Origin of the sequence: Paraburkholderia sp. RL17-347-BIC-D (genome assembly GCF_046027915.1) — a bacterium.
GTDB lineage: Bacteria > Pseudomonadota > Gammaproteobacteria > Burkholderiales > Burkholderiaceae > Paraburkholderia.
The window spans coordinates 36,905-48,829 of the sequence record NZ_JARESS010000040.1; the positions used below are offsets into that span (position 1 = coordinate 36,905).

The 11,925-nt window shown below is 66.3% G+C and carries 9 protein-coding genes; 5 read left to right on the forward strand and 4 right to left on the reverse strand.

The window, feature by feature from the left end; translation table 11 throughout:
- The first annotated feature begins 216 nt into the window (after positions 1 to 216).
- From panS to fumC, 3 genes are all read left to right on the forward strand, one after another.
- Positions 217 to 1,176 (forward strand): ketopantoate/pantoate/pantothenate transporter PanS, encoded by a 960-nt coding sequence (panS, locus tag P0D96_RS35540; RefSeq protein WP_408318317.1) that lies wholly within the window; start codon positions 217 to 219, stop codon positions 1,174 to 1,176.
- 333 nt (positions 1,177 to 1,509) lie between these two features.
- Positions 1,510 to 3,129, forward strand: a complete 1,620-nt coding sequence (locus tag P0D96_RS35545) for a phospholipase D family protein (RefSeq protein ID WP_408181070.1) — start codon at positions 1,510 to 1,512, stop codon at positions 3,127 to 3,129.
- 15 nt (positions 3,130 to 3,144) lie between these two features.
- A complete protein-coding gene (gene fumC / locus P0D96_RS35550; RefSeq protein ID WP_408181071.1) occupies positions 3,145 to 4,545 on the forward strand; it encodes a class II fumarate hydratase in 1,401 nt (466 codons plus the stop codon).
- A gap of 140 nt (positions 4,546 to 4,685) precedes the next feature.
- On the opposite strand, the gene P0D96_RS35555 is transcribed toward fumC, so the two are convergent.
- The 4 genes from P0D96_RS35555 to P0D96_RS35570 all read right to left on the reverse strand — a co-directional run bounded on the left by P0D96_RS35555 (position 4,686) and on the right by P0D96_RS35570 (position 8,058).
- Complete coding sequence (locus P0D96_RS35555; RefSeq protein WP_132373541.1) at positions 4,686 to 5,192, reverse strand: acyl-CoA thioesterase; 507 nt, start codon at positions 5,190 to 5,192, stop codon at positions 4,686 to 4,688.
- 143 nt (positions 5,193 to 5,335) lie between these two features.
- Positions 5,336 to 6,493, reverse strand: a complete 1,158-nt coding sequence (locus tag P0D96_RS35560) for a GlxA family transcriptional regulator (RefSeq protein ID WP_408318320.1) — start codon at positions 6,491 to 6,493, stop codon at positions 5,336 to 5,338.
- The gene (locus tag P0D96_RS35565; RefSeq protein WP_408318322.1) at positions 6,493 to 7,794 is read right to left on the reverse strand and encodes an MFS transporter; all 1,302 of its coding nucleotides are present in this window, start codon (positions 7,792 to 7,794) and stop codon (positions 6,493 to 6,495) included. The genes P0D96_RS35560 and P0D96_RS35565 overlap by 1 nt, the downstream gene beginning before the upstream one ends.
- 126 nt (positions 7,795 to 7,920) lie before the next feature.
- The gene (locus P0D96_RS35570) at positions 7,921 to 8,058 is read right to left on the reverse strand and encodes a hypothetical protein (RefSeq protein WP_408290530.1); all 138 of its coding nucleotides are present in this window, start codon (positions 8,056 to 8,058) and stop codon (positions 7,921 to 7,923) included.
- A gap of 316 nt (positions 8,059 to 8,374) precedes the next feature.
- Between P0D96_RS35570 and P0D96_RS35575 the strand changes: the two genes are divergently transcribed.
- Together P0D96_RS35575 and P0D96_RS35580 are read left to right on the forward strand one after the other, a co-directional pair.
- Positions 8,375 to 9,106, forward strand: a complete 732-nt coding sequence (locus tag P0D96_RS35575; protein WP_408318324.1) for an ArsR/SmtB family transcription factor — start codon at positions 8,375 to 8,377, stop codon at positions 9,104 to 9,106.
- 162 nt (positions 9,107 to 9,268) lie between these two features.
- Positions 9,269 to 11,836 (forward strand): DUF6600 domain-containing protein, encoded by a 2,568-nt coding sequence (locus P0D96_RS35580; RefSeq protein WP_408318326.1) that lies wholly within the window; start codon positions 9,269 to 9,271, stop codon positions 11,834 to 11,836.
- The last annotated feature ends 89 nt before the right edge of the window (positions 11,837 to 11,925 follow it).

Genomic DNA, 11,925 nt, shown 5'->3' on the forward strand with positions numbered 1-11,925 from the left:
GGTAAAATGCAGCGTTCCGGCCAATGGACGCGCACCCGCGCCCCCGAAAACCCACTCGCGCGCCTCAAAAAGGCCAGCGCCGCCCGAAGGCTCATCACCCGCCATCAAGGCTTGCCGCTCTCACGCGGCAGACTCTCGCAAGCGCGCCGCCGCTGGTGGCGCGCCGCTCGACCGACCCTGCTTCTCGCGCTAAAACATAACCAAGGACCACACGTCATGCTTGCCCGCGTCACCCGTCTTTTCCCGCTCTGGGCCGTGCTCGTTTCGATTGCCGCGTACTTTTCGCCCGCCTCGTTCTCCGGCATCGCGCCGCACGTCACCACGCTGCTGACGATCATCATGCTGGCGATGGGCGTCACGCTCTCCGTCGCCGATTTCCAGCGGGTCTTCACGCGGCCCGCGCCGGTGATTGCCGGCATCGTGCTGCACTATCTCGTCATGCCTCTGGCCGCCTGGGTGATCGCCAAGGCGTTGCGCATGCCGCCGGATCTCACCGCCGGCATGGTGCTGGTCGGTAGCGTGGCAAGCGGCACGGCGTCGAACGTGATGATCTATCTGGCACGCGGCGACGTGGCGTTGTCGGTGACGATCAGCGCGCTGTCGACGCTGGTCGGCGTCTTCGCGACGCCGCTGCTCACGCGTCTTTATGTGGACGCGTCGATCGCCGTCGACGTGCACGGCATGCTGATGAGCATCCTGCAGATCGTCGCGTTGCCGATCGTGGTCGGCCTGATCGTCAATCATCTGTTCGGCAAGGTCGTGCGCAAGATCGAACCGATCCTGCCGTTGATTTCGATGGTCGCGATCGTGCTGATCATCGGCGCGGTGGTGGGCGGCACACAGAAGAGCATCGCGTCGGTCGGCCTCGTGGTGATGCTGGGCGTGGTGCTGCACAACGGCATCGGTTTGCTCGGCGGGTATTGGGGCGGCCGTCTGCTCGGTTTCGACGAAGCCGTGTGCCGCACGCTCGCGATCGAAGTGGGCATGCAGAACTCGGGCCTCGCCGCGACGCTCGGCAAACTCTATTTCACGCCGATCGCGGCCTTGCCTGGCGCGTTGTTTTCGGTGTGGCACAACCTCTCGGGCTCGCTGCTCGCCGGGTACTGGGCGGGACGTCCCGCGAAAGGCTCCACGCATATGGATGGCGAGCGCGTGTTGAACCCCGAACGCGGGTAACAGCAAGCCGCGAGGCAAGCCGCGCGTGTCGCGATTGCTTCACGACCCCGACGCGTGCAGCCTGCACGATCGGCATTCAATAGCAGCTCCTGCCGGTGCGTCCACGACGTATCGGCAGAGCGCGCAACGCGCGCAGTCGAACGCGAAAGTCCCGTCGCCGCGACCGCGTGCAAGAACGAAAGCCCATCGGCCTGATTCCCCTTAGAATGCATTTCTCGACAGCGTGAGCCACTCACGCGCTGTCGCCATGAGAAGCCTGCAAACTAGGGGAAAAGCGTGCCGTCGCATCAAGATCAAAGCTGGGCCGCACTGAAACGCACGTGCGCGTTTAGCATGCCCCGAAGGAAGTCCCCTTGGGGGACAACGAGACAATTCTTCCTGCTGTGTTGCGCAACGGTATTTTTGACTGGCTGCGCGACCAGACCGCCCGCCACCGCGTTCGACCGCGAGGTCACTCACGCACTCCCCGCCACGGAAACGACTCCGCTGCACACGGCGCTCACGCCGCTCGAAGCGGCACATCCGGATCAATCCGGCTTCCGGGTTCTCGCGAGCGGCACCGACGCGTTGCAGATGCGCATCGCGCTCGCGCGCGCCGCGACCAAAACGCTCGACATGCAGTACTACATCGCCAACGAGGACACCACCGGCAAGCTGCTGCTCGGCGCCGCGCTCTATGCGGCCGATCACGGCGTGCGGGTGCGCATGCTGGTCGACGACCTGAATTTCAAGGACATCGACCGCGTGATGGCGGGCTTGAACTCGCACGACAACATCGAGATTCGCGTCTTCAATCCGTTCGGCAGCGCGCAGGAAGGCGTGTTCGAACGCACCACCAACGTGTTCACGCAGATCGGCCATTTCACGCGCCGCATGCATAACAAGGCGATGATCGCGGACAACCAGATCGCGATCGTGGGCGGCCGCAATCTCGGCGACGAATATTTCAGCGCGAGCGAAACACTGCAGTTCCGCGATCTCGACGTGCTGGCCGCCGGCCCGATCACCGCCGACGTCTCCGCGAGTTTCGACGACTACTGGAACAGCAGCATCGCCTATCCGTTGCGCGTGCTGAACAAGCAGAAGTTCGACGCAAAGGAATTGGACCAGACGCGCGACGAGTTGCGTCAGCACTGGCGCACCAACGCCGATCCGTACAACGCAAAACCGCTGAACGCCACTCCGCTCGCCTCGCAGATCGCCAACGATCAACTCGGCTTGATCTGGGCGCCGGCCGAGTTCAAAGCGGACTTGCCGGAGAAGATCGTGCATCCGTCGCCGGATTATGTGAGTCCGCCGATGCAGCGGCTCGGCGAATTGATGCGCGATGCGCAGAAAGACTTCCTGATCATTTCGCCCTACTTCGTGCCGCACGATGCGGGCGTCAAGGCGGCCGGCGAACTGACGCATCGCGGCGTTCGCATCGCCGTGCTGACCAATTCGCTCGCCGCCACCGACGCGGTCGCCGTGCAGGCGGGCTACAGTCCGTATCGCGTGCCGCTCCTGAAACAGGGCGTCGAGTTATACGAATTCAAGCCGCAGCAGAACACGCCGACCGCGGGCGTTGCCGGCTCGCGTTCGCGCGCCAGTCTGCATGCCAAGACGTATGTGATCGATCGCAAGATTCTGGTGATCGGCTCGATGAACCTCGATCCGCGTTCGGCCAATCTGAACACCGAACTGGCGCTGGTGATCCACAGCCCGCCGCTCGCCGAACAGGTCGCGCAAATCTTCGGTCGCGCCACCGGACCCGAGGAAAGCTATCGCGTCACGCTCGCGGACGAGGCGCAGTTCGCTTACCTGCGCTCGATCGGCGCACCGCTCTCGCCGCTCGTGTGGACCGACGTCGAAAACGGCATGCGCCGCACCTACATATTCGATCCGCAGGCCGGTTTGTACCGGAATGCGCTAACAGGTCTATTCTCCCTATTGCCCGTCAACGCAGAACTTTGAACAGCGGAGTGGAACATGACAGAAGACGTACGAATGGAGCGTGACACGTTCGGCGAGATCGCCGTGCCGAACGCTCGTCTATGGGGCGCGCAGACTCAGCGCTCGCTGCAGAACTTCCGCATTTCGACCGAGAAGCAATCGCCTGAACTGATCACCGCGCTGGCCGTCATCAAGCGCGCCGCCGCCGAAGTCAACCTGGGCCTCGGCGTGCTCGACGAAAGCAAGGCGAAGGCGATCATGCAGGCCGCCGACGAGATCATCGACGGCAAGCATCCGGATGAATTTCCGCTCGCCGTGTGGCAGACCGGCTCCGGCACGCAGACCAACATGAACCTCAACGAGGTGATCGCGAATCGCGCGAGCGAACTGCTCGGCGGCGAGCGCGGCGAAGCGCGCAAGGTGCATCCGAACGACGACGTGAATCGCGGCCAGTCGTCGAACGACGTGTTTCCGACCGCCATGCACGTGGCCGCGGCGTATGCGATCGTCAAGCATCTGCTGCCGGCGCTGAAGACGCTGCGCGCTACGCTCGACGGCAAGGCGAAAGCTTTCGTCGACATCGTCAAGATCGGCCGCACGCACTTGCAGGACGCCACGCCGCTCACGCTCGGCCAGGAGTTTTCAGGCTACGTCGCGCAACTCGAGCACGGCATTCGTCACGTGGAATCGGCGCTGCCGCATCTGTACGAACTCGCGCAGGGCGGCACTGCGGTCGGCACCGGTTTGAACGCGCATCCGCAGTTCGCTGACAAGGTCGCGGCCGCCATCGGCAAGCTGACCGGTTTGCCGTTTGTCTCGGCACCGAACAAATTCGAAGTGATGGCCGCGGCCGACGCGCTGGTGTTCGCGCATGGCGCGTTGAAGACGGTGGCGGCGAGCCTGAACAAGATCGCCAACGACGTCCGTTGGCTGGCAAGCGGTCCGCGCTGCGGGCTGGGCGAACTGTCGATTCCGGAGAACGAACCGGGCAGCTCGATCATGCCGGGCAAGGTCAATCCGACCCAGTCCGAAGCGTTGACGATGCTGTGCTCGCAAGTGTTCGGCAACGACGTCGCGGTGAATATCGGCGGCGCGAGCGGCAACTTCGAACTGAACGTGTTCCGGCCGATGATCGCGCACAACCTGCTGCAATCGGTGCGTCTGCTCGCCGACGGCGCGCACAGTTTCAACGACAACTGCGCGGTCGGCATCGAGCCGAATCACGAGCGCATCGACACCTTGCTCAACGAATCGCTGATGCTGGTGACGGCGCTCAATCCGCACATCGGCTACGACAAGGCCGCGAAGATCGCCAAGAAGGCGCACAAGGAAGGCACCACGCTGAAAGCCTCGGCGCTCGCGCTCGGTTTTGTCACCGAGCAGCAGTTCGACGAATGGGTGCAGCCGAAGGATATGGTCGGCAATTCGGCGGGCTAATCGACTGCGTAATCACGCACGGGGGCGGCCGGCTTGGCCGGGAGCTGAGGCGCTCTCTGCGCTCCAGCGTGATTCGAAGCAACAGCAGCCGCGCGGATATCGACTTCGCGCGGCCTGCGAGCGGCACTTGCGGGCGTCGCTCAAACCTTCCCCTGCGCCACCTCTTCCGGCTTCAATTCGACGATCGCGTCGAGCGCTTCTTTTACGTCTATCGCGTACCTGGCGAGGCGTTTCTGTTCGTCCGTATCCGGCACGAAGGCCGGCACGGGCACTGGCTGGCCGTTCTCGTTGACGGCGACCATCACGATCAGACAGTCCGTGGTTTGCAGCAGTTCGCCGCCCTTCGGATCGCCCGCCTGCACCGAAACATGAATGTGCATGCTGGTGCGGCCCGTGGCCACGACCCGGGCGCGCAACTCGACCAGGTTGCCGACCAGAATCGGCCGGCGAAAGCGGATATTGCCCACGCTGACCGTCACGCAATAGCGTCCCGACCACACCGCCGAGCACGCGTACGCCGTCTCGTCGATCCACTTCATCAACGCGCCGCCGTGCACCTTGCCACCGAAGTTGACCGAGCTCGGCTCGGCCAGAAAGCGGAAAGTGGTTTCGGAACGGTCCAGCGGCGCTACGGGAGGGGTGCTCATCTTGACTCCGGTCAATCGGATGCATTGAAAGGAGGCGATTATACGAGCGCAATATTGGCCCGTCGTGAGTGGGATGCGGCGCGCGGGAGAAATCCGGTGGGAGCGCGGCCTAAGCTTTCGGAAAGCTTTCGTTGCGCGCCCGTTCAGCTCGCCTCGGCAATCTCGGACGCGACTTCGGAAACGGCCCCGCTTCGCGGCGCGACCGCCGACATGAAGCGCTCGCGATAATCGAGCGGCAGCACGCCGAAGCGCCGCAAAAACGCCCGCCGCAAGTTCTGTTCGCTGCCTAAGCCGCAGTCGAGGGCGATTCGCTTGAGCGGCCGGCGCGATTCGGCGAGCTCGCGCGACGCCGCTTCCAGCCGCAGCGCCGAGACGGTTTTAGCCGGCGTGCGGCCGACCTCGTCGACATAGCGTCGCGCGAAAGTGCGCGGGCTCATCCGGGTTCGCTCGGCGAGCCGTTCGACCGACAGGTTGTCGCGTAAATGCGCCGCCATCCAGCTATGCAAGGCCTCGAACGGCCCATTTGCCGAGGCCTGCGCCGCCAACGCCGCGCTGTACTGCGACTGGCCGCCGGGCCGCTTCATAAAGACCACCAGCCGTCGCGCCACCTGAATCGCGACCGCATGGCCGACGTCCTCCTCGATCAGCGCCAGTGCCAGATCGATGCCCGCCGTCACCCCCGCCGAGGTCCAGACGACGCCATCGCCTTCGTGGCGCCCGGCATCGCGGATAAAGATCGGATCGGCATCCACATGGACATTGGGAAAACGGCGCGCGAGCCGCGGGGCGTCGCGCCAGTGCGTGGTCGCGCGGCGGCCGTCGAGCAGGCCCGCCGCCGCCAGATAGAACGCGCCGGTGCACACCGAGCACACCCGCCGGGCACGCGGCGCATGGCGCCGGATCCATGCGACGAGTTCCGGTTGCAAGGTGCAGTGTTCGTCGACGGGGACGCCGGGAATGATCAGCGTGTCGATTGGCTGGTCGTCGAGTGAATCGAGCCGTTCGGTGACGATCGGCAGGCCGGGGAAAGTCTGCAATATGCCGCCGTCGATCGACGCGACCGTCGTGCGATAGGCCACGGGTTGTGGCGTGCTGCGTCCCGAGCTGGCCGAACTGATCGATATGCCCGATCGGCCCTCATCGCTGGCGACTCCCTCCTCGCTTTCCACGGCTTTGGCGACACTCGCTCCCGCTATCCCGGCAACCGTTAACTCAGCGCGCCAGAACGCCTCCAGCGGCCCGCAAGCGTCGAGCAGCACCAGATCCGGTGCGACTGCGAAAACGATATGACGCGCCGCCATCAGGACACCTCCGCGGCCAACTGCCGCTTACGCGACCACGCATAGCCGAGCGTGGCCAGCGCCGCCGCCGCGAGCAGCGGAAAAATCGCGACATTGATCGTCGTCCAGCCGAAGCGCGCCAGCAATTGCCCTGCAAACAGGGAACCCAGCGCGGAAAACGCGAACGTCGTGAATTCGCTGGTCGCTTGCGTCTTGGCGCGCTCCGACGGCCGGTACGACTGCGCGAGCAACGTCGAGCCGCCGACGAACATGAAATTCCAGCCCACGCCGAGACAGGCGAGCGCCGCGTAGAAATGCGGCAGATCGGTCGAACGCAACGCGAGCACACCGCACAGCGCCGACAGCACAATGCCCGCGCCGATCACCCGCAGCACGCCGAAGCGTTTGATCAGCCGCGCGGAAAAGAGCGACGGCGCGAACATGCCGACCAGGTGCCACTGGATGATCGCCGCGCCGTCGCCGATCGTGTGCCCGCAGGCGACCGCGGCGATCGGCGTCGCGGTCATCACGAACATCATCACGGCGTAGCCGAGCGCATTGTTGGCGAGCGCCGCCGCGAAGATCGGCTGCCGCACGATCTCGCCAAGCGGCCGCGCCGCCTCGTGAGTCGCCGTCGTGCTCACGATGGGCGCCGCGTCGCGATACAGGAGCGCCAGCAAGGCAATCGATAAAAGCCCAAAGCCTGTCACCAGCGCATACGAACCCGCGAATGCGACCGGCGCCAGCCAGTCCTTGCTCCACGCGGCAAGCAGCGGTCCGCAGACGGCGGCCACCACGCCGCCCGCCAGCACGGTTGAAATCGCGCGGCTTTTGTCTTCGACGCCGACCGCATCGGCGGCGGCGAGCCGGTAATACTGCGCGAACGCCTGGAACACGCCGACCGTCGCCGTGCCGGCGCAGAAGGCCCAGAAACTGTGATGAAAGATCGCCCACACCGAAACCGCCCCGCCGAGCGCGCCGACCCCCGCGCCGAGCACGAAGCCCGCGCGCCGGCCGATGCGCGCCATCAGGAACGACGCGAAGATCGTCGTCAGCGCGGCGGCGACGGTGATCAGCGAGAACGGCAGCGTGGCGAGCGCCTTGTCGTCGGCAAGCGTGTAGCCGACCAGACCGGTCAACGTCAGATCGATCGATACCGATGACGTGTACAGCGCCTGGCAAACGGCCAGCACGCGCGCGGCGCGCCGGTCGTGCGGATCGGAGTCGCGCAGGCCGGCCGGATGGGTGGGAACGGCGGAAGCGGCGGAAGCGGCGGAAGCGGCGGAAGCGGCGGAAGCGGCGGAAGCGGCGGACGGCGGCATCGAAAGGTCCCGGGCGGCGGAAGTGAGATGACCTGATCGTCACATGAGCGTCGATGGCAGAGATGCCAATGATGCATCAATTCCTGCCAGACGTGACCATTGTCCGGAAAAGCGTGCGCCAGCCGCCTATTTGCGGACCGTGATGCCTTCGTCGATGGTGCCGTACATCGTGATGCTGCCGGTGCCCGCGCCCGAACCGCCGCCGCCCTGTGCACATGCACTGAGCAGCAATGCCGAGGCAACAACGGCCAGAAGAGTTTTCATGACAGCGAGTTTCCTGCTAGGACAGACTTTGATTCTAGCCTGGCGGTCGTGCCCGGCACCCGACGCACGGCACGCGGCACCGACGGCGGTCCTGCGCGCCGCCAGAGCGCGATTTGGATAGCGGCAGCGATGCTGGCCCGCGCCGCCGCCAAAGCGCGATTTGAGGCCCGTACTCACCTTCCCTTCCCACGACGCCTGCCAGGTTTTCGTAGCTGCTGCATTCAACACTTCACGCTAAGCTGAAACATCGAATCGCGCAGCCGGCTACAGTGGACTGCATGGCGCGCTTGACCGCGCCGCCCTCCGGAGACGTCAAATGCCCGCCACTCTCGCAGACGAACAGAACCACTTTCCCGGCTTGAGCCGCATCGGCGCGTTGCTCGCCGACCCCGGCCGCGCCGCCATGCTGTGGGCGCTGATGGACGGCAGCGCCCGCCCGGCCGGCGAACTGACGATGATCGCCGGGCTCTCGCCATCGGCGGCCAGCGCCCATCTCGCGCGTCTGACCGACGGCGGCCTGCTCGCGCTCGAAGTTCGCGGCCGGCATCGCTACTTTCGGATCGCGTCGCCGGATATCGCCGCGTCGATCGAAGCGCTGGCCAATGTCGCGCAAGTCAGTGCGCCGCAGCGTCCCGTGCCGCGACCCGTGCGCACCGTGCCGCTCGACATGCGTTACGCGCGCACTTGCTACGACCATATGGCCGGCGAATTGTCGGTGCGCGTGTTCGAGCGTCTGGTCGAAGGCGGCCTGCTGACGCTGCACGGCACGTCGCTCGAAGCCACCACCGAGGGCGCCGCCCGCCTCGCCGACTGGGGCATCGACATGTCGGCGCAGAAAAGCCGGCGCCGCCGCTTTGCCTGCACCTGCCCCGACTGGAGCGAGCGGCGTCCGCACCTGGGCGGCGCCCTCGGCGCGGCGCTGCTGGATTCGTGGACGTCGCATGGCTGGGTCGAGCGCACCGAACGGCCGCGAATCCTGCGCATCACGCCGGCCGGCCACCGCCATTTCGATGCGTTCCTCGCCCGTGAGGCACGCCCGACTGTCTGACGGGTTACAGGAAATCGGCAATCAGCTTACGAATCGCCTTATCGAGACCTTTTGTTACACGGTGGTGCGGCAGCCTTACAAAAGTGCGGGCCTTGAAACAAACGCCGCGGGTACAGTGACTGCACGGATGCCGCAAGATGCCGCGTCCGTCGGAGCCAAATCATGAGAACAGTCACCCCACACCGCCATTCGAACCGCCGGGTTATCGGCTATACGCTGATCGCAGCCGCCACGTTCCTCTTTGCAGGCCAGGCCACCTTCGCTCAGGAAATCCAGGAGGCGCCGCAGAACGCCGCCGCCACCCAGGACACCGATCCGCCCGGCCGCGTCGCGCGCCTGAACTACACGGCGGGCGCCGTGACCACCGAGCCGGCCGGCGCCACCGACTGGTCGTATGCGCAGATCAACCGTCCGCTCACCACCGGCGACCAGTTGTGGAACGATCAAAACGCGCGCTCGGAGCTGCATATCGGCTCGACCGCGGTGCGCCTCGGCCCGTCCACCAGCCTCGATCTACTGAATCTCGACGACAACAGCGCCCAGCTCAAAGTCGCGCAGGGCACGTTGTCGGCGCGCGTGCGTGAACTTGCGCCCGGCTCGTCCTATGAGATCGATACGCCGAATCTCGCGCTCAGCCTGGACGGCCCCGGCGACTATCGCGTCGACGTCGCGCCGGACGGCAGCAGCACGACCGTCACCGTGCGCAGCGGCGGCGCCACGGTGTACGGCGACAGCGGCCAGGTGCCGGTCGCGGCCGGCCAGCAGATCCGCTTCGGCGGCACCAACCTGCAACAGGCCGCCGACAACGGCGCACCCGGTCTCGACGGCTTCGATCAGTGGGCCGCCAGCCGCGACGCCGCGGAAGACCGCTCGGTGTCGGCACGCTACGTGTCGCGCGACATTCCCGGCTACCAGGATCTCGACGCCAATGGCACGTGGCAAAGCACGCCGCAGTACGGCGAAGTGTGGGTGCCGCGCGGTACGCCCGCCGGCTGGGCGCCGTATCACGACGGCCATTGGGTCTGGCAGGCGCCGTGGGGCTGGACCTGGGTCGACGACGCGCCGTGGGGCTTCGCGCCCTATCACTACGGTCGCTGGGCCCAGGTCGACGATACGTGGGCATGGGTGCCGGGGCCGGTCGCGGTCAGCGAGCCGCCCGTCTACGCACCGGCCCTCGTCGCCTTCGTAGGCGGCGGTGGCGGCGGCGTGAACTGGGGCGTGGATCTGGCGATCGGCGGAGCGGTGGCGGCCGGTGTCGCGTGGTTCCCGCTCGGCCCAGGCGAGCCGTGGCATCCGCACTGGGGCAATCACGATCACTGGAGCCCGGGCTACTACAACCGCGTCAACCGGACGACGATCGTCAACAACTACAACCGCAACGTGAATGTGACCAACATTCACAACACGTATATCAACTACCGCGCGCCGGGCGGCGTGACCGCGGTGCCGGCGACGGCCTTCGTGCACGGCCAGCCTGTTGGGCGCTTCGCCCAGAAGGTCGATCCGCGGCAATGGCGCAATGCGCAGATCAACCCGGGCGGGCCGGGAATCGCGCCGGTGCACGAGAGCTTCGGGCCAGGTCTGCGCAACGCGAATTACCGCCCACCCGCGGCGGTGATGACGCGTCCGGTCGTGGCGACCCGTAGTCCGGCGATGCCGGCGGCTTACCACGACAGTCTCGCGCAGCGTTTCGCGCAAAGCGGTGGGCGGGTGCCGGGCGCCGGTCAGCCTATCGTTCGAACCTCGGTGCCGGCGCACATGGCGGGCGGACCGAGCGCGCTGCCGGTGCAGAACGTGCGGGTCGTGCAGTCGCATATCGCCGGACGTGCGCCGGGGATGGCGCCGGGCGCGCCGGTTGTTGGACCTAACGGCATGCAGCAGCAGGCCGGACAGCGGCCGGGTGAGGCGCCGCATGGCGGCGAACCGCAAGCGCGGCCGGGCATGCCGCCGCAAATCGCCAATCAGCGGCCGCAGCCTGGTGAGATGGGACATCCGTCGAACGGTGTGCCGCGTCCGCCGCAAGCGAACATCGGCAATCCGGCGGCGATGGGGCAACAGCAGCAGCAGCAGCGAGGTATGCCGCAGCAGGCGGGTCAGCAGCCAGGTGTGAACGGGCGGCACGAGCCGGCCTGGACTCAGCCGCATACGCCGATGGCGCAGCAGGCACAGCAAGCCCAGCAGCGCGGCGGTCCGCAGCCGCAAGCGGGACGGCCGGAGTTTGCGCAACAACCCGGTGCGCAGCAGCACGGCGCGCCACGCCCGGTCGAGAACCCGGCGGTCCAGCAACAACAGCAGCAGGCGCGTCAGCAGGAGATTCGGCCGCAACAGCAGCCGCAGGTCCAAGCGCAGCGTCAGCCTGAGCCGCAGGCGCCGCGTCCGGCGGAAGTCCAGGCGCAGCAGCAACCGCGTAAGGAATATCATCCGCAGCCCATGCAGCAACCGACGCAGCAGCCGCGTCAGGAACCGCGCCCCGAGCCACGCCAGCAACAGGCGCAGCAACAGCCTCGGCCGGAGTTTCATCCGCAGCCGCAACAGCAACAACAACAGCAGCCGCGTCCCGAGCCGCGCCAGCAGCAGGTGCAGCAACAACCTCGGCCCGAGTTTCATCCGCAGCCGCAACAGCAACAGCCGCGTCCGCAGCAGGCGCAGCAGCCACATCCTCAAGCGCAGCCGCAGCACGGCGAACAGCATTCGGGCGGCGGCAACCGCGACGAGCATCACAAAGGCTGAGCATCTTCCGCCTGCCAACTGGCAGGGAGCACAAAGAAAAACCGCCGCGATTCGCATCGCGGCGGTTTTTCTTTGTGCGAGCGGGCCGC

Bases quoted from the DNA above. Each gene is read 5' to 3' on its own strand.
- fumC (WP_408181071.1), top strand. From the start codon at position 3,145: ATGACAGAAGACGTACGAATGGAGCGTGACACGTTCGGCGAGATCGCC.
- P0D96_RS35580 (WP_408318326.1), top strand. From the start codon at position 9,269: ATGAGAACAGTCACCCCACACCGCCATTCGAACCGCCGGGTTATCGGC.
- P0D96_RS35560 (WP_408318320.1), bottom strand. From the start codon at position 6,493: ATGGCGGCGCGTCATATCGTTTTCGCAGTCGCACCGGATCTGGTGCTG.
- P0D96_RS35570 (WP_408290530.1), bottom strand. From the start codon at position 8,058: ATGAAAACTCTTCTGGCCGTTGTTGCCTCGGCATTGCTGCTCAGTGCA.
- P0D96_RS35575 (WP_408318324.1), top strand. From the start codon at position 8,375: ATGCCCGCCACTCTCGCAGACGAACAGAACCACTTTCCCGGCTTGAGC.
- panS (WP_408318317.1), top strand. From the start codon at position 217: ATGCTTGCCCGCGTCACCCGTCTTTTCCCGCTCTGGGCCGTGCTCGTT.
- P0D96_RS35555 (WP_132373541.1), bottom strand. From the start codon at position 5,192: ATGAGCACCCCTCCCGTAGCGCCGCTGGACCGTTCCGAAACCACTTTC.
- P0D96_RS35565 (WP_408318322.1), bottom strand. From the start codon at position 7,794: ATGCCGCCGTCCGCCGCTTCCGCCGCTTCCGCCGCTTCCGCCGCTTCC.
- P0D96_RS35545 (WP_408181070.1), top strand. From the start codon at position 1,510: ATGCCCCGAAGGAAGTCCCCTTGGGGGACAACGAGACAATTCTTCCTG.